The sequence below is a fragment of the Pseudomonas sp. MPB26 genome (genome assembly GCF_046605355.1).
Lineage (GTDB): Bacteria > Pseudomonadota > Gammaproteobacteria > Pseudomonadales > Pseudomonadaceae > Aquipseudomonas > Aquipseudomonas cedrina.
In genome coordinates, this window is record NZ_CP176793.1 from 4,532,892 (window position 1) to 4,555,234 (window position 22,343).

Sequence of the window (22,343 nt, forward strand, 5' to 3'; positions counted from 1 at the left end):
CGGCGGTCCCTCGCGCTGATTGATCAGGCGAGAGACTTTGGAGAGGTTGGCGGGAAAAATAAGTCGGCGTTATACGCCGGAATGTCTAGGACGTTTCGCCAAAACCTCGGGTAAACCGAGGGGTTGCAGTAGGCAAAGGATTACAGGTCGAACAGTCCTACAGTTTCAACTGCCCAATCGCCTTGCTCAGTTCCCCGGCCAGGGTGGCCAGTTCGTTGCTGGTGGTCGCCGAGTCCACGGTCTGCTGCACGGTGTTCTCGGTGACATCGCGAATGCTCACCACCGCGCGGTTCATCTCTTCGGCGACGTGGCTTTGTTGTTCGGCGGCGACGGCGATCTGGGTGTTGCTTTCGCGCATCTGCGCCACGGCGCCGGTGATTTCGGCGAGCGCTGCGCCGGCCTCCTGGGCCTGCTGTACGCAGTCGTCAGCCTTGAACGAGCTCTCCTGCATGAAGTCCACCGCGTCGCGGGTGCCGGCTTGCAGCGCCGAGACCATGCGGGTGATTTCGTCGGTGGAGCTTTGCACGCGCTTGGCCAGGTTGCGCACCTCGTCCGCGACCACGGCGAAGCCACGGCCCATTTCGCCGGCGCGGGCAGCTTCGATGGCGGCGTTGAGGGCGAGCAGGTTGGTCTGCTCGGCGATGCTATGAATCACGCTGACCACGCCGTTGATTTTTTGGCTGTCTTCGGCGAGTTTCTGGATCATTTCCGCAGTTTGTTGCACGCCGGTGGACAAGCCTGCAATGGATCGCTGTACGCGGCTGACCACTTCCTGGCCGCTGCCGGCGAGGGTGTCGGCGGTCTGCGACAGGTCGCGGGTGGCGCCGGCGTGCTGCGCGATGTGGTGGACGGTGGCGGTCATCTCGTTGATGGCGGTGGCGGCCTGGTCGGTTTCGCTTTGCTGGCCGAGCATGCCGTGCCGCACCTCGTTCATGCTGCTGGCAAGTCGCGCGGCGCCTTCATCGAGTTGCTTGGCGGTGCGCGCGACGGTGTTGACCACGCGCTGGTAGCCGGCTTGCATGGCATTGAAGGCGCTGGCCATCTGGCCGACTTCATCTTTGCAGGCCAATGGCACGCGCGCCGACAGATCGCCGGTTTTCTCCACGTGCAGCATCACGTCCTTGAGGGTGTTGAGCTGGCTGAGCAGGAAGCGGATCAGCAGTTGCGAGGCGCCGAGCATCGCCAGCATCAGGATCAATACCGCCACGGCGTAGTTGGCGAAGCGTTCGCCGAACACTTGGCTCAGGCTTGGCGCATAGGCAAGGACGGCGACGTACTGGCCGTCAGTGCGGGCGATGACTTCAGCGCCCATCAGCGGGTTTTCGCCGAACACCGGCATGTGGTTGAGTTCGACCCAACCGAGGGTGCTGCCCAGGACTGACAGATCCTGTTCAGCCAACTGTGGGACTTGGCCGCGCTTGAACGTCAGCCAGTGCTCGCCCTTGGGCAGTGCTCCGCCGGCCGGCCATGCGCCGAGCAAGTGGGCTTGCGCCTGGGCCGAGGCCCGAGATGCATCGCTGCGCGCCTGTTGTTCAAGCTGCACCGCATAGAGCACCAGCAGCAGGGTGGTGATGAAAGCGACCGCGTTGACGGCCCAGAATTTGTACTTCAGCGAGATATTGCTCAGCCAGGCACCCATGGAAGGTTTTCTCTGATAGCGGAAACAGCATTGGCAAGGTGCCATTATTGTGCCGCTATCGATGAAAACGGTTTTGACATGGGTCAATGCGCCGCATTAATCCACCACGGGCAGCCCAAAAAACGCGCGGGCGCAGGCCGTGCTGTGGCGTGCCAGGTCTTCCACGCTTTCGTTGCGATGCAGGGCGACTTCGCGCAGTACTTGCGTCAGATACGCGGGTTCGTTGCGACCATTTTTCGGCTTGGGGCGCAGGGTGCGCGGCAGCAGGTAGGGCGCATCGCTTTCCAGCATCAGGCGGCCGCGGGGAATTTCCCTGACCAGTGGGCGCAGGTGTGTCCCACGGCGTTCATCGCAGATCCAGCCGGTGATGCCGATATGCAGGTCGAGGTCGAGGTAACTGAACAGCGCCGCTCGTTCACCGGTGAAGCAGTGCACCACGGCGGCGGTGAGGTGGTCGCGGTAGTCCTTGAGAATCTCCAGCAGGCGCTCGTTAGCGTCACGCTCATGGAGGAACACCGGCAGTTTCAGTTCGACGGCCATGGCCAAGTGTTGCTCCAAGACTTTTTCCTGCTGCGGACGCGGTGAAAAATCCCGATTGAAATCCAGCCCGCACTCGCCGACTGCGCGTACGCGGCTCTCGTTGAGCAGGCTGCGCAAGCGCTGGGCGCTGTCGCCGTTCCAGTCGCTGGCGGAGTGGGGGTGGATGCCGGCGGTGCTGAACAGGCGCTGGCCGCTTTCATCCAGTTTTACGCACAGCTCCAGGGCCTGTTCGCTGCCCTCGACGCTGGTACCGGTGAGCACCAATTGTTGCACGCCGGCAGCATAGGCACGCTCGAGCACGGCCTGGTGTTTTTCGTCGAAACTGGGGTTGGTCAGGTTGACGCCGATATCAATGAGTTGCATGGTGCTATCTCCGCCTGCGGCCGGAAAGCATATCAGAGCTGTAGATTTATAAGAAAAACGAAGAACTACAATGAGTTATAGCTGTCTTTGAACGTCGCAAGTGACATCGTGCTTGGCCGAACGCCTTGCCCTGTGCCACCGTTGCGCGCAAAGCCTGCGCATAAAGCGCTCTGTTTCTGACGCCCACCGCCTGGTTTTCGCGACGGCGCTGGCCAGTATTCTTTCCGGAGAGCGGATGATCCGACCCTCGGCGTTGCTTATGTTGTGCCTGACGTTACTGCTGCCCATGGCTGCGGTGGCGCGTCTGGACGGACCGCTGGAAGTGACCAAGCCCGGCAAGGTCCGTGACTTGGCTGAGATTCGCGCCAGCCGCACCTTGCGTGTGTTGGTCAACCAGAGCCGCAATAGTTCCGGCGAAGTCCAAGGCCAGGCCATCGGCGTCGAGTACCACCGCCTGCGCGCCTTCGAGCAATACCTTAATGGCCATGCCCGCGATGGTCGGAACATCAACCTCAAGATCATTCCCAAGGCCAAGGACCAATTGCTCGGCGCGCTGGCCCGTGGCGAAGGCGATCTGGTGGCGCCCGGTGAACTGCTCGATGTGAAGGCCGCGCACAGGATCAGCGCCAGCGACCCGATTGCCAGCGGCGTGCCGCTGTGGCTGGTGGGGGTGAAGGGCGAGCGGCGGTTTACCAAGTTGGAGCAACTGTCCGGGCGCACCCTGGCGCTGACCACCGGCAGCGCGGCGGCGGATGCCATCAGCCAGGTCAACCAGAAGCTGGCGCTGCACAAGCAGCCACCGATCAAGGTGGAATGGGTGGACCCGACCCTGGCCGTGGAAGACGTGCTGGAGATGGTCCAGGCCGGTATTTTCCACCTGACCATTGTTGAAAAGCCGATTGCTGAGCGCTGGTCGAAGATCCTGCCCAAGTTGCGCTTCGATAAGCAGGTGGTGATCAGCGAACCGGGCGACGAGTATTGGTTCGTGCGCCAGGATGCCTCGATGCTGAGGGCCAGCATTGATCGGTTCCTCAAGACCTATCGAACCCCTTCCGATCAGGATGTGGCATTCCAGCGTATCTACCGTCGCCTGTACCAAGTGCGTAACCCACTGGCACGGATTGACCGCCAGCGCCTGGAAAAACTGCGTCCGGTGTTGCAAAAGCATGCCCGTGAGCAGGGCATGGACTGGTTGAACCTCGCGGCATTGGCATTCAAGGAGTCGGCGCTTGACCCGGGCGCGCGCAATAGCGGGGGCCCAACCGGCCTGATGCAGATCACCCCGTCGGCAGCGCAGCGTGTGGGCGTCAACAATATCGAAAACCTTGATAGCAATGTGCAGGCGGGGGCGCGCTACCTGGCGATGATCCGTCGCAAGTTCTTCGCCAGTCCCAAGCTCAACGAGCGCGAGCGCATGGCTTTTGTGCTGGCGGCCTACAACATGGGGCCGGAGCGGGTGCAGGGCATGCGTACCGAAGCCAAGCGCCGGGGGTTTAACCCCAACCAGTGGTTTTTCCAGGTTGAACGCATCGCCATGGAGCAGGTTGGCATGGGCGGCGTCAGCTATGTGAACAGTGTCAACAAATACTACTTGGCGTTTGATCGAGAGCGGGAGTCCCTGGAGCCGGCGGCAACGAAAGTTGTATCCGCTAAGTAATCGATTTATTCGATGTTAATAAGGCATTTTTTCGGCTTTTATCATTGCTTAATCTGATTAATATAGCAGCCAACCAACCCCTACTTTGAAAAGGATTATCTCCATGAGCCCACTGATCAAACGCGTCCTGTCCACCCGTGCCGGTTATGGCCTGACCGTTCTGCGCATTGTGGTCGGCATCATTTTCGCCGCCCACGGTTCGCAGAAACTCTTCGGCTGGTTTGGCGGCTATGGCCTGGCGGGCACTGCCCAATGGATGGAAAGCATCGGCCTCGCGCCGGGTACCCTGATGGCGCTGCTGTCGGGCGGTACCGAGTTCTTCGCCGGCCTGGCTTTGATCATCGGCCTGCTGGTCCGCCCTGCGGCATTGGGCCTGACAATCCTGTCGCTGGTGGCGATCTTCTCGGTGCACGTCCATAACGGCCTGTTCATGGCCAACAACGGTTATGAGTTCGCCCTGGCGTTGCTCGGTGGTTCACTCGCGGTGCTGCTGGAAGGTGCCGGCAAACTGTCCGCCGACCGCGCCATCGCCCACTGACACGCCGCCACACCCTGAATCGGCCCGCCTTGCGCGGGCCTTTTCGTTGCTCGGGATTCTTGACACCGCCCCACAGGCTTCTCTAGGATGCCGCTCATGCGCCGATTTAAACAGCTAATTGCGGGGCGCCACGGGTGATCGTTATCGGTCCCGACAGAAGCATGCTCCATGCTTCGAAATTCCGCTAAAGCGCTGGTTCGGTGTTGCCTCTCACCTGCCCGCAGACTTTTGAGGCAGAGACACGACACGATGAATGCACTACGCCCCCTGATACGCCTGGCCCCGATCACTGCGGGCCTCACTCAACGCAATCCCAAGATTCTCCTGGGCGGCAAGCACCAGCCGACGCTGTTGCGTTACCTGGATGGCTGGCCGCGGCGTACTGGTCGACCTTCCGCTTTCCTGATCCAGTTTGTCGAAGATGGCGATTCCCTTGCGCGTTTTGCCAGCAACAGTTTTGACCTCGCGGTGATCCAGGCGCCCAGTGCCGGCGACGCCGATGAGGTTATCCGGCAATTGACCCGCATTGCCCGACAAGGGCTGATAGCTCGTCGTTGAGCGTTCAATGGCTCATGCCGGCGGCGTGCAGTCGACGACGCTGGCGCAGGAAGAGCATCCAGGCGACCAGGCATAACGTCACCGGCAGCGCAAAGGTCACCACCAGTTTTACCGCCATTTCCAGGCGACTCACCTGCGCATAGGCTGCGTGCTCCAAGGCATGCAGTTCCATGGGCAAGCGCAAGCGCTCCTTATTGAGTGCTTGCAAGCGGGTGGTGGTGTCCACTGCCTGGGTGCCGAGGGACGTTGTCCACGGACTCAGCCGTTGCCATTCCTGTTCGGTGCGTTGCAGGCGTCGTTCCAGTTCACTGGCCTTGGCACGATAGGCCTGTTTCGCGGCATTGCGCATGCTCTCCAGCAGCGTGGGCGAGCTTTGCGGCGGCACGCGAGGGCGAATCGCCGCGAGCGTGTCGGGTGCAGCCAGGTTGTCCAGTGTGTTCAAGATAAATAGCGCGTTGCCGTCAGGCGCCGGGTGGCTGGTTTTGTCGGTGAGCATGTCCGTATCAGCGACGATCACCACATGAATCTGTGAGGCTTTCTGCAAGCCGGGCGGTTGCCCTTTGATGCCGTCGGGAAACACCGAATAGCTCGGCCCCTCGATACGCGCGGCAATTACGTGAGGTCGCTCCTGGTTTGACGCCTGTTCAATCAATGAGTCGAACGTGGTGGCGCCATTGAAGCTACTGGCGTCCAGCAGGACGGATTGCTCGGAACTTTGCAGGAGCGGGGTGAAAGTGGTGCGACTTTTATTCAGCCGGGAGAGCGCACCACTACTCGAAACCGTCACCCTGTTGAGGTTCCAGGTGCTGACATCGTTTACGTTCATCGCCGGCCTCGGCAGGTTCACCCGCAACTGACTGACTTTGCCTGGCATCTCCCAGGGTGTGTAGAGGCCGTCGACCACCAGCTTGTCCGCCGGCATTCGCACACCCCAGGCGGCAAGCAAGTCGTCCAGTCGAGTGTTGGCTGGGCTGACGGTTGAGGACTGCTCGCTCAAGGGGTCGATAAACATCATCAACCTGCCGCCCCTCAATACAAATTGTTCAATTCCATACAGGGTACGCTCAGACAGCGCGCGCGGGTGCGCCACCAGCAGCGTCCGGAGGTGCTCGGGGACCTGCGCGAGCGTCGGTTCCAGACGGACCAGGTCGAACTCTCGCCGCAGCTCCTGCAGCAGCCGACCCGCGGATTCGTCCATCGCCAGGCCCGACAGCAGCGCGATGACCGGGCGCTCCGGGTGCTGCAACTTATAAAGCAGGTGGCTGATTTCATATTCAAGCAAAGGCGCTCGCTCAAGGCTGAAAGAGCCAATGCGTCGTACACCGTGGCCGGGGCGGGTGCCGATAAGGCCGAGGAACCCGGCGTTGTCGTCAAGTCCGGATAGCCGGGCTTTGTAGGCATCCTCCGAAAAAGGTGCGGGTTGGACAAGGTGCAGGTTTATCCTGCCATTGGCGGCTTTTTCGTATTCCTTGAGTAGGTCTTCAATATGCTTGCTGTAACGTTGCACTGCGTAGTTTCTTTTCGGCGCGTTATTTGAATTGAAGTAATACAAATCTACCGAGCCTTCCAGTTCGGCGACCAGATGCTGTGCCGGGGACGACAACGTGTGGATTTTTTGTTGAGAAACATCCCACCGTATATTAGGAATTTTACCTATCCAAACCAGATTGAACGCCAGGAACAGCAGTAATATGACAACGAGTGTCATGCCGGTGCGCAGAATGGACCGCATCAAGTGTTTCCCTTCTCAGCTGTTTTTGTAGTTGAGTGTGACGGTCGTCGCAGCGAGAAAGGCGAGGATCATGCTGATGAAGTAAAGCGTGTCATGAAGTGTGAGCTTTCCATCATCGATACAGCTGAATCGAACAGTAGGGCTGAGTGACGCCAAGCTGTCGATCAGCCCGATAGGTGCTTGCTGCTCCAGCGCATCCAATACAGTAGAAAGTCCGCTGGCTGTCAGCAATAAGCCCAGGGTCAAGAGGAAAATGACAGTACGCTGGCGTACAAAAGTACAAGCAAAACAACCGACAGACAGGTAGCCGCCCGCCAGCAACCAACTTGCCAGAAATTGCGAGGCGATAACGCTGTTGTCTGCCCGGCCCAGATAGTTGGCGGCAATAACCAGAGGAAACATCAGCATCAGGGCTGTGCCTGCTACGAGCCAGGCGGCGAGGAATTTTCCGACGACCCACTCACAGGTCGTGATGGGCATGGTTTTCATCAGGCCGAAAAATCCGGCATTGGCTTCATCCGACCACAGGTGCATCGCCAGGGCAGGGATCAGCAATAGATAAAGCCAGGGGTGAAATTGGAAAAATACCTGCAAGTCACTGCTGTTCTGGTCCGGCGAGGGGCTTATGTATCTCCCCAACATCACTGACAGTATCAGGAAGACTGCGATGCTCAGGTACGTACTGGGTGCGCAGGCATAGCTGGCGAGTTGGCGCTTTAGAATGATGGGCATTAATTTCAAAGCGACGCCTCCTGGCTCAGGTAGTGGACCACATCATTCAGGCGACCTGGCTCCAGGTGCATTGCGTTGATCTTCCAGCGACGGCTGGCGACCAGCATGTTGATATGGGGATAAATGGTGTGCCCCGGCATGGCGAGCACGGTTACGGTACCGGGCGCATGCCGATGCTCCTCGATGCCTGCCACGCCTGGCAGGACGGCCAATGCCAGCAGATCCAGCGGGGTATCCGCTGTCAGGGTGACGGCCTGGAAGTGACGTGAGTCGCGCTGGAGATCGGGCAGCGAGGTATCGGCAACGAGTCGACCGCCCGCCATGACCAACGCGCGCGTACACAGCGCGGACAATTCATCGCAGTGGCGGGAGGCGATGATCACTGTCATTTCTTGGGTCAAGGAATGGATAAGTGCCCTGAAGGTATGTTTCTGGTCCGGCGCGAGCCCTTCGGTTGGTTCATCCAGCAGTAGCAGGGCAGGACCATGCAGGATGGCCTGTGCCAGGGCGACCTTGCGTTTCCAGACGATGCAGAGCGCATCGAGGGGCGCGTTGAGCACCGCAAATAACTCCAGTCGCGCGATAACCTGTTCCAGCCGTGCGCGCTTTTCGGCGCCATGGAAGCCGCGAAGGGTAGCGATGAAACCAAGAAACACTTTGACGGACATTGTTGGATGCCCAAGCGCCTTGGACGGTTGATAGCCGACAAGTTGTCTCGCTTGCAGCGCATGGGTTTGTGTATTGAAACCTTGAATAGCGATATGACCGCTGGAGGGTTGTGTCGAACCCGCTATTACATTCAGCAGTACCGTTTTAGCCGTATGATCTTGTCCGAATAGTCCCAGGCATTCTTGTGGGTTGGCGTTGAACGAAAAATCGCTGATTGTGGTTGTGTTACCCGTGTGTTTTGTCAGATTGCTTATTTCGATCATTTTTTTACCGAATAAGTTTGGCATGACGTAGGGGGCGTGAAAAAAGGGTACGGGTAATAGGCATTTTTGGGAACGTCGATAATGCTTAATAAGAGAAGTCCTACGTGCAGTCCAGGCGGGCCGCTGAAACAATGCGTCGTGTTTTAGAACGATAAAATACTCATTGTTTATTTGTTGTTTATGTAAACTTCCCGCCCTGTATAAGAGGCCAGAATGCCATGATGCTGCTACGTACCCTTGTTCTTGAACGCGACGGTCAAGATGCTCCGGTTAACGGTGCACTGCTCTGTGGGTTTGCTGTAGGTCAGACGGCCTCCAACTTTCTTGTTTATAGTTTGGATGAAGAGGTAGAGCCTGGAAGTTCTCGGGTGTATATCGCCGCCTTGCGTAAGAAAGTTGACCGGTATTTCCTGGGTGGGGTTGAATCCAGGGAAGACCTGCAGGTGGCGTTGGATGTGTTCAAGCAAATACTGACACTGGCTGCTTCAGGAACCAAGGCGGGCGGTATTACGGAAACCCAGGTGGCCTATCATTTTATCGATTTGAAAGGGTGCAAGTTGCCGCCTGCCAGGCCTGAGGATCATCACTCGGTGATCATCAAGAAAGCCCTGGTAATGAAAGTGATCACCCTGGGCATGTCTGCGTCGACGCTGCCGGCGATCGAGAGTGCATCATTGATTGTGCCGTCCATTCGTTTTTCGTCACAGATGACCTCCCCTCCTAAGGGCGCTAGCCCAACCGAGCCTTCCCTGCCGCCGATACATGAACCTCCCGTTGAGCAGGCTCTGCAAGCCGTCGTCGAAGCTCCCGTGATGATGGCGCAGGCCGCACCGGCTATTCCACCGGAACCGGTTGTAGCGGCGCAACCGAAGCTACCGGTCCCGGGTAACGACAACGCGTTGTTCGAAGTGGACAGCACGTTGACCAACCTTGCCCGTGTCGCCCAGGAGCTGACTCAGCAAAAACTCGCGGCGATTGAGCGGGAGGGGGCACTTGAGCAATGGCAGGCGCGACTCCAGCAGGAGCAAGGCCAGTTGGATGAGAAGGTTCGGGATCTGGAACAACGCACCACTCAGTTACATGATCAGTCGCTTGCGGTCAGCCAGAGGACCGAAGCCTTGAAGGTGATGACGTCGCAGGTGGCAGGGCTGCGGCAGAGTCTGCGAGGCATGCTGCTGGAGCTGGATCGGGTGTTGGACAGCTAGACTGGCCTGGCTACTTTCGCCGGTTCATTTATCATCAACCCCCGCCGGCCGATGCCAGGGCTTCAAGTCCAGGCGTATTGGCACCTATGGACATTGCCTGGGGATGCAAGCGTTTGAGTACCAAGCTGATTACCAAAGAAGGTCATGAAGCGCTGAAGAAAGAGCTGGATTATCTGTGGCGCGAAAAGCGCCCGGACACCACGCGCAAAGTGACGTGGGCGGCCTCGCTGGGGGACCGCAGCGAAAACGCCGATTATCAGTACAACAAGAAATTGCTGCGCGAGATCGACCGGCGCGTGCGCTACCTGCGCAAGCGCCTGGAAGACATGCGCGTGGTGGAGTACATGCCCGAACAAGAGGGCAAAGTGTTTTTCGGCGCCTGGGTGGACATCGAAAACGAGCAGGGCGAGACCAAGCGTTTTCGTATCGTCGGCTATGACGAGATTTACGAGCGCATGGACTATATTTCCATCGACTCCCCCATGGCCCGTGCGCTGCTGCGCAAGGAAGTGGACGACGAGGCCATCGTCCAGACCCCAAGTGGCGAAGTGTGCTGGTGGATCACCGGGATCGAGTACGTGAAGTGAATGAAGCCCGGCAAGCACTGATATAAATTGGCTGTTGTTGAGCTCCGATGATTCTGTGAAAGCGGCGGCACTGCCGGCATTTTCCTCGCCTGACCCACCGCTTTCGCAGCCTCGCTAAAGCTCGACAGCTCCCACAGGGGATCTGCGTTGTCGGCGGGATTTCGGTTGTACCTGCAAACACAGTGTTCAGCCGCGACGAAGATCAAACGTGGGAGCTGTCGAGCCCCAGCGAGGCTGCGAAGGCGGCGGCACTGCTGGCATTTCCTCGCCTGACCCACCGCTTTCGCAGCCTCGCTGAAGCTCGACAGCTCCCACAGGGGATCTGCGTTGTCGGTGGGATTTCGGTTGTGCCTGCAAACATAGTGTTAAGCCGCGACGAAGATCAAATGTGGAAGCTGTCGAGCCCCAGCGAGGCTGCGAAGGCGGCGGCACTGCCAACATCTTTATCGCCTGACCCACCGCTTTCGCAGCCTCGCTAAAGCTCGACAGCTCCCACAGGGGATCTGCGTTGTCGGTGGGATTTCGGTTGTGCCTGCAAACATAGTGTTAAGCCGCGACGAAGATCAAACGTGGGAGCTGTCGAGCCCCAGCGAGGCTGCGAAGGCGGCGGACTGCCAACATCTTTATCGCCTGACCCCACCGAGCTGGCCCGCACGCTTTGGAGCCTGCGGGCCGGCAGCGGTCAGCCTTCGCGTAACACCGTCAGCGGGCTGGCGTTGAGGGCGCGGCGGGTGCCGAATACGCCGGCACCGCCGATCAGTACGGCTCCGATTACCGGCAGCAGCAACAGCCAGGGGTGGGGATGCCAGGCCAGGTCAAACGCGTAGCGGTAGAGCACGAAGGTCACCAGCTCTGTCCCCAGTGCCGCCAATAGCCCGCTGACGGCGCCGAGCAAGCCGAACTCGATGCGCCTGGCCTTGACCAGCAGTTTGCGTTCGGCGCCCAGCGCACGTAACAGCGCGCCTTGGCGGATACGTTCGTCCAGGGTCGCTTGCAGGCCCGAGAACAGCACCGCCATGCCCGCCGCCAGGACAAACAGCAGCACGTATTCCACCGCCAGGGTCACCTGGGCGAGGATGCTGCGCAATTGCTCCAGCAGCGCCTCCACCTGCAGGATGGTCACGGCCGGAAACGCCCGGGACAGGTCGACGATTTGTTGGTCATGCCCAGGCGCCAGGTAGAAGCTGGTCAGGTAGGTGGCCGGCAAATCCTGCAAGGTGCCCGGCTGGAATATCATGAAAAAGTTGGGCTGGAAGTTATCCCAGTTGATGGTCCGCAGGCTGGTCACCCGCGCTTCGCGATTTTCCCCGGCGATAGTGAACACCAGGTGGTCGTTAAGCTTGAGCTTGAGGCTCTCCGCGACCTTGGCCTCCACCGAAACCCCAGGGATTTCCTCGGTGGGTTGCTGCGTCCACCACGAACCCGCGGTCAAGGCATTGCCCGGTGGCAGGTCGGCGGCCCAGGTCAGGCTCAGGTCGCGTTGGATCGCACGGTCGCCGCTGGAATCCTTGCTGACGATCTCTTGCACTGGCTCCCCGTTGATGCTGATCAACCGGCCGGGCACGACCGGGTAGAGCGGCGCGGACTGAGCCTGCAGCTCCAGCAGGCGGGCGCCAAAGGCATCTTTGTCGGCCGGCAGGATATTCAAGGCGAAATAGTTGGGCGCATCCTTGGGCAACTGGTTCTGCCAGGTGTCGAGTAACTCGCCACGCAACAGCGCGATCAAGCCCATGGACAACAGGATCAGGCCAAACGCCAGGGACTGACCGGCCGCCGCCAGTGGGTGGCGCAGCAATTGGCCCAAGCCCAGGCGCCAGGGCAATGACGCACGGGCCAGCAGGCGGCGCAGGCTTTGCAACAGCAACAGGAGCAGGCCGCCAAGCACCATCGCCGCCACCACACCACCGCCGAGCAGGGCGAAGGTCAGCACCAGGTCGAGGCTCAGGCGCCACATGATCAAGCCCAGGGCGAACAGCGCCGCACCATAGACCATCCAGGTGCTCGAAGGGATTGGCAGCATGTCGCGGCGCAACACCCGCAACGGCGGCACGCGCCCCAGTGCCGCCAACGGAGGCAAGGCGAAACCGGCGAGAGCGACCAGCCCGGTGCCGATCCCGGCGATGGCCGGTAACAGCCCGCCCGGTGGCACGTCCGCCGGCAACAGGTCATGAAGGAAGTAAAACAGGCCAAACTGCGCCAGCCAGCCGAGCACGGCGCCGGCCAGACTGGCCAGCAGCCCCAGTACAGTCAGTTGCAGCGTAAACAGCAACATGGCTTCACGCCGTGATAATCCCAGGCAGCGCAGCAATGCGCTGGCGTCGAAGCGCCGGGTGGCGAAGCGGTTGGCCGACAGCGCCACAGCCACGCCGGCCAGCAGCACCGCCACCAGGCTGGCCATGTTCAGGTAGCGCTCGGCCTTGCCCAAGGCGCCGCCGATCTGCTGGTTGCCGTCCCGTGAATCCTGCAGGCGCTGGTTGGCCGCGAGCCCCGGCTTGACCAAGTCGCGATAGGTCTGCAGCGCCGTGCTGCCTTGCGGCCCGCGCCACAATTCGCGGTAGCTGACGCGGCTGCCTGGCTGGACCACGCCGGTGGCGTCCAGGTCCGCCAGGTTGATCATCACCCTGGGCGTGAGGCTGTAGAAGTTGCCGGCGCGATCCGGCTCATAAGTGAGCACGCGCGCCAGGCGCAGGGTTTTCATGCCCACGTCGATGCTGTCGCCGACCTTGAGGTCCAGGGCCGTCAGCAGCCGCGCTTCTACCCAGGCTTCGCCGGGTTTCGGGCCGCCTCCCGGGGTTTCATCGCCAAAGGGCGCGGCAGCGCTTTTCAGTTCACCGCGCAGCGGGTACTGCTCGTTCACCGCCTTGATGCTGGAGAGCTGGATGCCGTTATCGGTGGCGATGACGCTGGAGAATTCCACGACCCGGGCGTGTTCCAGGCCCAGCTCGACGCCGGACTGGATTTGCTCGGGGCGGGCCGGCGAGCTGCCTTCGAGCACCAGGTCGGCCCCCAGGAATTCAGTCGCGCGCAGCAGCATGGCGCCGTTGAGACGGGCACCGAAATAACCGATGGCGGTGCTGGCGGCCACGGCCACCAGCAGGGCGAAGAACAGCACGCGCAATTCACCGGCGCGGGCATCGCGCAGCAATTGGCGCATGGCAAGGCTGAACAGGCGCAACAGCGGCAAACGTGCCATCAAGGCTCCAGGGGCGCGACCATCAGGCCGGCTTCAAGGCGGATCAGGCGTCGGCAACGGTGGGCCAGGCGCTCGTCGTGGGTGACCAGCACCAGGGTCGTGCCGTTTTCTTTGTTGAGTTCGAACAGCAGGTCGCTGATGCGCTCGCCGGTGTGGCTGTCAAGGTTGCCGGTGGGTTCATCGGCAAACAGCACGTCCGGCTCGGCGGCAAAAGCGCGGGCGATCGCCACCCGTTGTTGCTCGCCACCGGAAAGTTGGCGCGGCGAGTGGGTCAGGCGCTGGCCCAGGCCCACGCGTTCGAGCAGGTGCCGGGCACGCTCGCGGGCGTCCTTGCGGCCATCCAGCTCCAGCGGCAACATCACGTTTTCCAGGGCGTTGAGGCTGTCGAGCAGTTGGAACGACTGGAATACAAAGCCTACGTGTTCGGCGCGGATGCGCGCGCGCTGGTCTTCGTCGAGGGTGCTCAGGGCCTGGCCGGCGAGGGTGACTTCGCCGCTGCTGGGCAGGTCGAGTCCGGCCAGCAGGCCCAGCAGGGTGGATTTGCCGGAACCGGAACTGCCGACGATAGCCAGGCTATCGCCTTTGTTCAGTTCCAGGCTCAGTTCGTGCAGGATAGTCAGTTCACCTTCCGCGCTGGGAACCACTTTGCTAAGGTTCCGCGCGGTGAGAATGCTTGCGCCCATGGAGAATCCGATGCGAATGTGGTTTTTGAGTGCTGGCCTGGCCTTGATATGCATGGCCCAGAACGCAGCGGCGGGTACAGTCCTGATCGTTGGCGATAGTATCAGTGCCGGTTTCGGCCTGGATACCCGCAAAGGGTGGGTCGCCTTGCTGGAGCAACGGCTCAAGCGGGAAGGTTTCGACGATAAAGTGGTGAATGCGTCCATCAGTGGCGACACCAGTGCCGGAGGCCTCGCGCGGCTGCCAGCGGTGCTTGCAGAGCATAAGCCGGATGTCGTGGTCATCGAGTTGGGCGGCAATGACGGCTTGCGCGGACAGCCGCCGGCGCAATTGAAACAAAATCTTGCGTCGATGATTGACCAGTCCAAGGCCGGTGGTGCCAAGGTACTGCTGTTGGGCATGCAGTTGCCGCCCAATTACGGCCCGCGATACACCACGGCATTTGCCGAAGTCTTTGGCGCGTTGGCCAAGGAAAAAAACGTCGCGCTGGTGCCGTTCTTCCTTGAGGGCGTGGGCGGGCATCCCGAATTGATGCAAGCCGATCAACTGCACCCGGCGGTCGGCGCCCAGGGCAAGTTGCTGGAAAATGTCTGGCCGACGCTCAAACCCCTGCTTTGACGCTTTTCTACCGGCAGGCTTTCGGCTAAGGTGGCGCCCCCCCGATTTGGAGCCCCTGATGTCGCGTCCTGCCTGGTCCCTGTTTAACTACCAACTGATCGAGCCGGACGAGCAGCTGGATCTGTTCGCCTGCCAGGAAGTGCGGGTGCATCTGGTGGCGCGTCAATTGGAACTGGGCGGCTCCATCGATCGCACCCTGTGCGGCACGCTACTGCCGGCGCAGCCACGCTGGTCGCGGGTGGACCGTTCGATTTTCCAGGACCAGCGCCTGTGCCCGCTGTGCCGGGCCATCCTGGAATCCCAGAAGCGCGGCACGCCGCCGATCTGGCCGGAGCTGCGTTTCGAGCTCTAGGGCGGCGACAAGCTTGCAGCTAGAGGTTCGCTTCACGTATACAATCGATTTTTACCTACCCGTCGTTCTGCGAAGGATTACCCGGATGTTGTCGCGCCTTTCCGTCGTCACCTGCTGCCTGTCTCTCGCTGCACTCTGTGCGGCCGGTTCCGCATCAGCCTTGCAGCTGCCCTTGCCATCACCGGGTGAAGACATCGTCGGCCAGGTCCAGGTGATCAAGGCCAAGTACGAAGACACCTTTGCCGACCTGGGCACCACCTACGACCTGGGTTATTCGGAGATGGTCGCGGCCAACCCGGGCGTGGATGCCTGGCTGCCGGGGGCGGGCACCGAGATCGTGCTGCCGACGCGTTTCATCCTGCCGCCGGGGCCGCGCGAAGGTATCGTGATCAACCTGGCGGAGTACCGGCTCTACTATTACCCCAAGGGCCAGAACGTGGTCTACACCTTCCCGTTGGGGATCGGGCGTGAAGGCTGGGGTTCGCCTATCGCCCACACCAGCATCATTGCCAAGACACCCAACCCGACCTGGACCCCGCCGGCCTCGATCAAGGCCGAGCACGCCGCCAATGGCGATCCGCTGCCCAATGTGGTGCCCGCCGGCCCGGACAACCCGTTGGGCCCGTTCAAGTTCACCCTGGGGACGCCGGGTTACTTGATCCACGGTTCCAATGCCAAGTTCGGCATCGGCACGCGTACCAGCCACGGCTGCTTCCGCATGTTCAACAACAACGTGCTGGAGATGGCCAGCATGGTGCCGGTGGGCACGTCGGTGCGCATCATCAACGACGCCTACAAGTTCGGCAGCAGCGGCGGCAAGGTTTACCTGGAAGCGCATACGCCGTTGAACGATGACGGCACGCCGTCGGTGGTCGACAAGCACACGGCGGTAATCAACGCCTTGCTCAAGCGTGAAGACCTGGCCAACCAATTGCGGGTTAACTGGGACCAGGTGCGCGACGTCGTTGCGGCGGAAGACGGCTTGCCCACGGAAATCGGCGTACCTGGTGCGGCCTCGGTAGCCGCAAGCGTGCCCTTGGATCCTCTGTAGGCGCGTGGGCGTTAAGCGCAGATCCCCTGTGGGAGCGGGCTTGCCCGCGAAGACGGCAGCCGGCAAACATTGATCTTGACTGGCCCACCGCTATCGCGGGCAAGCCCGCTCCCACAAGGAATCTCGGGCAATAAAAAAGCCGACCCATAAATGGATCGGCTTGATAACAACCCCGAGGGATTATTACTTGCGGCTAGCTTTTTCAAGCATACGCAGGGCGCGCTCGTTAGCTTCGTCAGCAGTCTGTTGTGCTTTTTGAGCAGCAGCCAGCGCTTCATCAGCTTTACGGTAGGCTTCGTCTGCACGAGCCTGGGAGCGAGCTGCTGCGTCTTCAGTTGCAGTCAGACGTGCTTCGGTTTCTTTGGAGACGCTGCTGCAACCGGTAGCCAGAACTGCGGCCAGAGCCAGTGCAGAGAATTTCAGAACGTTGTTCATCGTGTTCCCCTTCAAGGACTTTCTATTAGATGACTAGTTCGCCCAGAGTGAGCTAATAGCCGGCGTACATACTACCCATTACTTGTAGTAAGTAAACTGACGTAGCGCAAGAAGTAAAAAAAATTCTTGCAGCGCATCTTTTTTGGCTAATCTTCTGGAGGTTTGTATAAAAACCGTCCAATTTCTTTCAATCGGCCGCACATTGGATCCAGCCTGAGAAGGCCGGCCCGCATGCCTCAGGCCCTGTCGACGGATGAAATCTTATATATCCACGCCGACACTTACGTTCCGCTTGGCTTTACCCGGGCCAGCATCTTTTGCGTATGTAGAGGTGACTTTAAGAGCGCGAGTTCGTCTCAAGGTTCAACTGCCGGCAATGTTCAGGCTTTCGATCATCGGTTGATCGGGGGCCCTTTCTATATCCGCCAGCGGCAGGGGATGACGAGCGCGCCTTGAGCAATCGCAGGATTGGTGCCTACTATTCCCTACGTGCTGGCTGTGAGCGCTCAGGGTTTTCTCGCTGTCGAAACCGGCACGGGGTGGCGTAGATGTTCCTTCGCCGGAAAAACATCGGTAAGGTAGGGGTCAGAATCCAAGACCCGCGAGGAGTAGTGATGAGCGAGGCGTTGTCCATCCACCATGACCAGGCTGGTCATCAGTTCGAGACCAATGTGGACGGTCATCGTGCCTATCTGACCTACATGGACCTCGGCAAACAGACCCTGGATATCTATCGGACCTTCGTGCCCAACGCATTGCGAGGTCGTGGTATCGCGGCGGCATTGACCGAAGAAGCCCTGAAGTTCGCCGAAGAGTCAGGCTACACGGTGATCCCGTCCTGCTCCTACGTCGAACGCTACATGGAGCGCCACCAGCGCCATGCCGCGAAGCTGTAAGGCACACATGACAGCATGAAAAACGCCGGGCTCAGCCCGGCGTTTTTGTGTGCGTGATTTAAAACTCAGGTGCGCTTGCGCTTGGGCAATACGTCCTTGAGCTTGGCATGCATGCTGCGCAGGGTGTTTTCGGTGGCGGACCAGTCGATGCAGGCATCGGTGATCGACACGCCGTACTGCAAGTCGGCCAGGTCTTTTGGAATCGCCTGGCAGCCCCAGTTCAGGTGGCTCTCGACCATCAGGCCGATGATCGACTGGTTGCCTTCCAGGATCTGGTTGGCGACGTTTTCCATCACCAGCGGCTGCAGGGCCGGGTCCTTGTTGGAGTTGGCGTGGCTGCAGTCGACCATGATGTTCGGCTTGATTTTGGCCTTGTTCAGTGCCTGCTCGCACAGCGCAACGCTGACCGAATCATAGTTGGGCTTGCCGTTGCCGCCGCGCAGCACCACGTGGCCGTAGGCGTTGCCCTTGGTGGTGACGATGGACACGCCACCTTCCTGGTTGATCCCCAGGAAACGGTGCGGGCTGGAGACCGACTGCAGCGCGTTGATCGCCACGGTCAGGCCGCCGTCGGTGCCGTTTTTGAAACCGACCGCCGACGACAGGCCGGACGCCATTTCGCGATGGGTCTGGGATTCGGTGGTGCGTGCGCCGATGGCCGACCAGCTGATCAGGTCCTGCAAGTACTGCGGGGAGATCGGGTCCAGCGCCTCGGTGGCGGTGGGCAGGCCCATCTCAGCCAGGTCCAGCAGCAGCTTGCGACCGATGTGCAGGCCGTCCTGGATCTTGAACGAGTCATCCAGGTAGGGGTCGTTGATCAAGCCTTTCCAGCCGACGGTGGTACGCGGTTTCTCGAAATAGACGCGCATCACCAGGTACAAGGTGTCGGACACTTCCGCCGCCAGCACCTTGAGGCGCTCGGCATACTCGTGGGCAGCCTTGAGGTCGTGGATCGAGCACGGCCCGATTACCACGAACAGGCGGTGGTCGGTGCCGTCGAGAATGTCACGGATGACTTCGCGGCCCTTGGTGACGGTCTGCAGGGCAGCGTCGCTCAAGGGGATTTCGCGCTTGAGCTGATCGGGTGTGATCAGGGTCTCGTTGGATTCGACGTTTAGGTCATTGATCGGTAAATCAGCCATCGTGTTACTCGTCAGGGTCACGGGTGCCGGCCGCCAGCCATCCCCGTGCGGCGGAGCACAGCATGATTTGGATGCAGGGGGGAGGAACCTTAGCGCGTAACACCGGCCCGCGACAATGGGCAAAGCCCGCTTTAATCCAGCGCTGGCGCCGCAAAGGCCTCATGGGAGAACTCAACGGCATGGCGCGAGACCCACTCGCGGGCCAGAGCCTCGAGTTGCTCGGGAGTCGGCTCGGCGTCTTCGTGCTGGCGACAATAGCGCTCTATCCGGCATGCTTGCTCACCCATTCGCGCACCGAACAGCGCATGGTCATCGGTAAACGAGACACCGACGCGGTAGCCGTTTTGCAGCTTGCGGCACCACGCCACGTAGCCCGGATAACGCGCGCCGGCGCCCAGGGAAGGGATGTGCAGTTCAACCGCCGTGCCCTCACGCCAGGCGCGCGGCCAATTGCACGCGACGCCGCCCAGGCCGATAGTATGCAAACGTTGGCGGGCGATGGCGGGAGCGGGGCGTTGGGTCAATAAGACAGCGACATCATCAGGGTGAGGTAGAAAACGACCCATGTACACGGACTCCGAACACCGTTCAGTTGATGGCGGTGGCAGCAGTAAAGTGAAGCAACTGGAATTGACCGACCTGGATATTGACCAGCAATTGCTAGGATTGCCAGGCATTTCGCTCGTCGTATTTACCAGCGTGGGGTGTGCCAGCTGCCGTTGGGCACGCCAGCAGTTACCGGGCTGGCCGTTGCCGGTGAACCGCGTGTGTTGGGTGGATGCCGGCCACAACGGCGGTGCGGTCGAACGCTACCAGATCTTTCATTTGCCGGCGTTGTTCGTGGTGTGCGAGGGTCAATTCCTTGGGCAATTAGAGACGCGTCTTACGCCACCCGACCTTGTCGACGCCATCGAGCAAGCACTTACCCGTACCCCAGAGGAACTGCCATGACCGCACAATCACCCCGTATTGGTATCATCGGCACCGGTGCCATCGGTGGGTTCTACGGTCTGATGCTGGCGCGTGCCGGTTTCGATGTGCACTTTTTGCTGCGCAGTGAGTACGCAGCGGTCAGCGAACACGGCCTGCACGTCAACAGCACCGTGCATGGCGCCTTGCATCTGCATCCAGTGCAGGCCTATGCCCGCGCCGCCGATATGCCGCCCTGCGACTGGTTGCTGGTGGGCACCAAGTCGACTGGAAATGTCGAACTGGCCCCGACCCTTGCCCAGGTCGCGGCGCCGGATGCCAAGGTGGTGTTGCTGCAAAACGGCCTCGATGTGGAAGACAGCTTGCGTGAACACCTGCCGACTTCGCTGCACCTGCTGGGCGGGCTGTGCTATATCGGCGTGCACCGTTGCGCGCCCGGCGTTGTCGAGCATCAGGCGCTGGGCCGGGTCAACCTGGGTTATCACAGTGGCACGGCGGCCAACGATGAAACCCGCCAGAAGGCGATTGTCGAAGCCGGCGCCGCGTTGTTTCATCGTGCCGGTATCGAGTCCGAAGCCATGGCCAACGTGCATCAGGCAAGGTGGCACAAACTGGTATGGAACGTGCCCTTCAACGGGCTCTCGGTGTTATTGAACACCGGCACCACGGCCCTGATGGCGGACGAATCCAGCTGTGAGCTGATCCGGGCGCTGATGGCCGAAGTCATTGAGGGCGCGCACGCCTGCGGCCATGAAATCCCCAAGAGTTACGCCGAGCAGATGTTCACCATGACCCAGACCATGGCCGACTATCTGCCCAGCATGTACCACGACCATGTGCATAAACGCCCACTGGAATTGGCGGCGATCTACGCCCGGCCACTGGCCGCCGCAAAAGCCGCGGGGTGTGAACTGCCGCGGATGCAGGCGCTCTACCAGGCCTTGAGTTTTATTGATCGGCATAATCGCTGAGTCGAGGAGCAGAGCATGGCAAAGGGGATGGGCGACAAATTGGTGCTGGCGATTTCATCGCGCGCGCTGTTCGACCTGAGTGAAAGCCACAAGGTCTACCTGGCCGAAGGCGTCGAGACCTATCGCCAGTACCAGATCGAACACGAGGAGGAAATCCTCGAGCCCGGCGATGCGTTCCCGCTGGTCAAGAAACTGCTGAGCCTGAACGCCAGCCTGGGGCGCGCCCGGGTCGAGGTGGTGCTGGTGTCGCGCAACAGCGCCGACACCGGCTTGCGCGTGTTCAATTCGATCCAGCATTACGGCCTGGATATTTCCCGCGCCGCCTTCGTAGGCGGGCGTAGTCCTTATCCTTATCTGGCCGCGTTTGGTTGCCATCTGTTCCTGTCGACCCATGCCGAAGATGTGCGCAGTGCCCTCGACGCGGGCTTCGCGGCGGCGACGATTCTGTCAGGCGGTGCGCGCCGCGCCTGCAGCGGTGAACTGCGCATTGCCTTTGATGGCGATGCGGTGCTGTTTTCCGATGAGTCGGAGCGCGTGTACCAGGCCGGCGGTCTCGAAGCATTCCAGGCCAACGAGCGGGAGTCGGCGCGCCAGCCTTTGCACGGCGGTCCTTTCAAAGGATTCCTGGCGGCGCTCAACCTGTTGCAGCGCGAATTTGCGGACGACGCCTGCCCGATCCGCACCGCCTTGGTCACGGCCCGATCGGCGCCGTCCCATGAGCGGGTGATTCGCACTCTGCGCGAATGGGATATCCGTCTGGACGAGTCGTTGTTCCTCGGTGGCCTGGAAAAATCCGCGTTTCTGGAGGCCTTCGCCGCCGATGTGTTTTTCGATGACCAGGCCGGGCATTGCGAAAAAGCCATGGAGTTCGTCGCCACCGGGCATGTGCCCCACGGCATCAGTAATGAGCTCAAGCGCTAAGTCAGTCGGATTCGCCGATGCGCTGCTAAGCTCATTTAATCTCCGCCATCCTGGCAGTTCCAGGGGGGGTTCCATGATTCGTTCGATGCTGTACGCCACGGACCTCGGCCTGTACGCGCCTTATGTGATGCAGCATGCGCTGGCGCTGGCCCGAACGTTCAAGGCGGACCTGTATGTGGTTCACGTGGTGGAGCCCATCGGGCTGTTCGCCGAGTCGGTGCTGCAGAGCTACCTTGACGAAAAAGCCCTGAGTGAATGGCAGAGCCAGGGCCTGATCACGGTGATGGCGACGATTGAACAACGGGTGCTGGACAGTTTCAGGGAGGAGTTGGGGGAGGGCGAACAAGACTTGAAGTTGATCCGCTCGGTACGGGTGATTCAGGGTGACCCGTGCGAGGTGATCCTCGACCAGTTGCGCAGATTGTCCGTGGACCTGCTGATCGTCGGCAGTCACAGCCAGGCAGCCGCGGCGGCTACACCCTTGGGACGTACCGCCGCACGGGTGCTGCAGCTGTCTACGGTGCCGGTTTACCTGGTGCCTTCGCTGCAACGTTGCCGCAGTGATGACGTGTGAGAGGCGAAAACGATAAAAAGTTCTAGATTTATCAATCGAACCTTTAATATAGTTATATACCGTCGCTGATACCCGTGGCGTCTATCTGCTTTGAGG

23 protein-coding genes are annotated in these 22,343 nt (G+C 60.5%); 13 read left to right on the forward strand and 10 right to left on the reverse strand.

Annotated features, from left to right (window positions below):
- Positions 1–157: 157 nt before the first annotated feature.
- On the reverse strand, positions 158–1,639 hold the full coding sequence (locus ACLH0H_RS20960) for a methyl-accepting chemotaxis protein (RefSeq protein WP_411379468.1): 1,482 nt from the start codon (positions 1,637–1,639) through the stop codon (positions 158–160).
- A gap of 96 nt (positions 1,640–1,735) precedes the next feature.
- Positions 1,736–2,542: a TatD family hydrolase gene (locus ACLH0H_RS20965; RefSeq protein ID WP_411379469.1), complete on the reverse strand. Its 807-nt coding sequence runs from the start codon at positions 2,540–2,542 to the stop codon at positions 1,736–1,738.
- Positions 2,543–2,777: 235 nt separating this feature from the next.
- Between ACLH0H_RS20965 and ACLH0H_RS20970 the strand changes: the two genes are divergently transcribed.
- From ACLH0H_RS20970 to ACLH0H_RS20980, 3 genes are all read left to right on the forward strand, one after another.
- Positions 2,778–4,199 (forward strand): transglycosylase SLT domain-containing protein, encoded by a 1,422-nt coding sequence (locus ACLH0H_RS20970; RefSeq protein ID WP_411379470.1) that lies wholly within the window; start codon positions 2,778–2,780, stop codon positions 4,197–4,199.
- 103 nt (positions 4,200–4,302) lie between these two features.
- Positions 4,303–4,737 carry a DoxX family protein gene (locus ACLH0H_RS20975; RefSeq protein WP_411379471.1) on the forward strand — a complete coding sequence of 145 codons (435 nt, stop codon included), beginning with the start codon at positions 4,303–4,305 and terminating at the stop codon, positions 4,735–4,737.
- 249 nt (positions 4,738–4,986) lie between these two features.
- Positions 4,987–5,295, forward strand: coding sequence for a class I SAM-dependent methyltransferase (locus ACLH0H_RS20980; RefSeq protein ID WP_411379472.1), 309 nt, complete (start codon positions 4,987–4,989; stop codon positions 5,293–5,295).
- A gap of 4 nt (positions 5,296–5,299) precedes the next feature.
- Here ACLH0H_RS20980 and ACLH0H_RS20985 read toward each other — a convergent pair whose 3' ends face one another.
- From ACLH0H_RS20985 to ACLH0H_RS20995, 3 genes are read right to left on the reverse strand one after another with little or no spacing between them, the layout of a single operon-like run.
- Positions 5,300–7,027, reverse strand: a complete 1,728-nt coding sequence (locus ACLH0H_RS20985) for a Gldg family protein (RefSeq protein ID WP_411379473.1) — start codon at positions 7,025–7,027, stop codon at positions 5,300–5,302.
- 15 nt (positions 7,028–7,042) lie between these two features.
- Positions 7,043–7,768, reverse strand: coding sequence for an ABC transporter permease (locus ACLH0H_RS20990; protein WP_411379474.1), 726 nt, complete (start codon positions 7,766–7,768; stop codon positions 7,043–7,045).
- On the reverse strand, positions 7,765–8,691 hold the full coding sequence (locus tag ACLH0H_RS20995) for an ATP-binding cassette domain-containing protein (RefSeq protein WP_411382443.1): 927 nt from the start codon (positions 8,689–8,691) through the stop codon (positions 7,765–7,767). The genes ACLH0H_RS20990 and ACLH0H_RS20995 overlap by 4 nt, the downstream gene beginning before the upstream one ends.
- 218 nt (positions 8,692–8,909) lie before the next feature.
- Here ACLH0H_RS20995 and ACLH0H_RS21000 point away from each other — a divergent pair, with 218 nt between their 5' ends.
- Positions 8,910–9,896 carry a hypothetical protein gene (locus ACLH0H_RS21000; protein ID WP_411379475.1) on the forward strand — a complete coding sequence of 329 codons (987 nt, stop codon included), beginning with the start codon at positions 8,910–8,912 and terminating at the stop codon, positions 9,894–9,896.
- A 113-nt stretch (positions 9,897–10,009) separates the two neighbouring features.
- Positions 10,010–10,483: a transcription elongation factor GreB gene (greB, locus tag ACLH0H_RS21005; RefSeq protein ID WP_076950513.1), complete on the forward strand. Its 474-nt coding sequence runs from the start codon at positions 10,010–10,012 to the stop codon at positions 10,481–10,483.
- A 682-nt stretch (positions 10,484–11,165) separates the two neighbouring features.
- Here greB and ACLH0H_RS21010 read toward each other — a convergent pair.
- Together ACLH0H_RS21010 and ACLH0H_RS21015 are read right to left on the reverse strand one after the other, a co-directional pair.
- Positions 11,166–13,676, reverse strand: a complete 2,511-nt coding sequence (locus ACLH0H_RS21010; RefSeq protein WP_411379476.1) for an ABC transporter permease — start codon at positions 13,674–13,676, stop codon at positions 11,166–11,168.
- Positions 13,676–14,359, reverse strand: coding sequence for an ABC transporter ATP-binding protein (locus tag ACLH0H_RS21015; RefSeq protein ID WP_065869920.1), 684 nt, complete (start codon positions 14,357–14,359; stop codon positions 13,676–13,678). The genes ACLH0H_RS21010 and ACLH0H_RS21015 overlap by 1 nt, the downstream gene beginning before the upstream one ends.
- 10 nt (positions 14,360–14,369) lie before the next feature.
- Here ACLH0H_RS21015 and ACLH0H_RS21020 point away from each other — a divergent pair, with 10 nt between their 5' ends.
- The 3 genes from ACLH0H_RS21020 (at position 14,370) to ACLH0H_RS21030 (ending at position 16,378) form a co-directional block, all read left to right on the forward strand.
- A complete protein-coding gene (locus tag ACLH0H_RS21020) occupies positions 14,370–14,975 on the forward strand; it encodes an arylesterase (protein ID WP_411379477.1) in 606 nt (201 codons plus the stop codon).
- Positions 14,976–15,033: 58 nt separating this feature from the next.
- Positions 15,034–15,327 (forward strand): hypothetical protein, encoded by a 294-nt coding sequence (locus ACLH0H_RS21025; protein WP_010211879.1) that lies wholly within the window; start codon positions 15,034–15,036, stop codon positions 15,325–15,327.
- 85 nt (positions 15,328–15,412) lie between these two features.
- Positions 15,413–16,378, forward strand: coding sequence for a L,D-transpeptidase family protein (locus ACLH0H_RS21030; RefSeq protein ID WP_411379478.1), 966 nt, complete (start codon positions 15,413–15,415; stop codon positions 16,376–16,378).
- Between the two features lie 183 nt (positions 16,379–16,561).
- Here ACLH0H_RS21030 and oprI read toward each other — a convergent pair whose 3' ends face one another.
- A complete protein-coding gene (gene oprI, locus ACLH0H_RS21035; protein ID WP_003172710.1) occupies positions 16,562–16,813 on the reverse strand; it encodes an outer membrane lipoprotei OprI in 252 nt (83 codons plus the stop codon).
- Between the two features lie 614 nt (positions 16,814–17,427).
- On the opposite strand from oprI, the gene ACLH0H_RS21040 reads away from it, so the two are divergent.
- On the forward strand, positions 17,428–17,709 hold the full coding sequence (locus ACLH0H_RS21040; protein WP_003233387.1) for a GNAT family N-acetyltransferase: 282 nt from the start codon (positions 17,428–17,430) through the stop codon (positions 17,707–17,709).
- A gap of 65 nt (positions 17,710–17,774) precedes the next feature.
- Here the strand turns inward: ACLH0H_RS21040 and ACLH0H_RS21045 are convergent, their stop codons facing one another.
- Both ACLH0H_RS21045 and ACLH0H_RS21050 read right to left on the reverse strand, forming a co-directional pair.
- Positions 17,775–18,851, reverse strand: a complete 1,077-nt coding sequence (locus ACLH0H_RS21045; protein ID WP_053130701.1) for a 3-deoxy-7-phosphoheptulonate synthase — start codon at positions 18,849–18,851, stop codon at positions 17,775–17,777.
- Between the two features lie 131 nt (positions 18,852–18,982).
- Positions 18,983–19,417 (reverse strand): PilZ domain-containing protein, encoded by a 435-nt coding sequence (locus ACLH0H_RS21050; protein ID WP_411379479.1) that lies wholly within the window; start codon positions 19,415–19,417, stop codon positions 18,983–18,985.
- Here ACLH0H_RS21050 and ACLH0H_RS21055 point away from each other — a divergent pair.
- From ACLH0H_RS21055 to ACLH0H_RS21070, 4 genes are all read left to right on the forward strand, one after another.
- The gene (locus ACLH0H_RS21055; protein WP_411379480.1) at positions 19,416–19,802 is read left to right on the forward strand and encodes a thioredoxin family protein; all 387 of its coding nucleotides are present in this window, start codon (positions 19,416–19,418) and stop codon (positions 19,800–19,802) included. The genes ACLH0H_RS21050 and ACLH0H_RS21055 overlap by 2 nt on opposite strands.
- Complete coding sequence (locus tag ACLH0H_RS21060) at positions 19,799–20,752, forward strand: putative 2-dehydropantoate 2-reductase (protein ID WP_411379481.1); 954 nt, start codon at positions 19,799–19,801, stop codon at positions 20,750–20,752. The genes ACLH0H_RS21055 and ACLH0H_RS21060 overlap by 4 nt, the downstream gene beginning before the upstream one ends.
- A gap of 15 nt (positions 20,753–20,767) precedes the next feature.
- Positions 20,768–21,673 carry a 5'-nucleotidase gene (locus ACLH0H_RS21065; RefSeq protein WP_076950409.1) on the forward strand — a complete coding sequence of 302 codons (906 nt, stop codon included), beginning with the start codon at positions 20,768–20,770 and terminating at the stop codon, positions 21,671–21,673.
- Positions 21,674–21,746: 73 nt separating this feature from the next.
- Positions 21,747–22,247, forward strand: coding sequence for a universal stress protein (locus ACLH0H_RS21070; protein WP_411379482.1), 501 nt, complete (start codon positions 21,747–21,749; stop codon positions 22,245–22,247).
- Positions 22,248–22,343 lie beyond the last annotated feature (96 nt).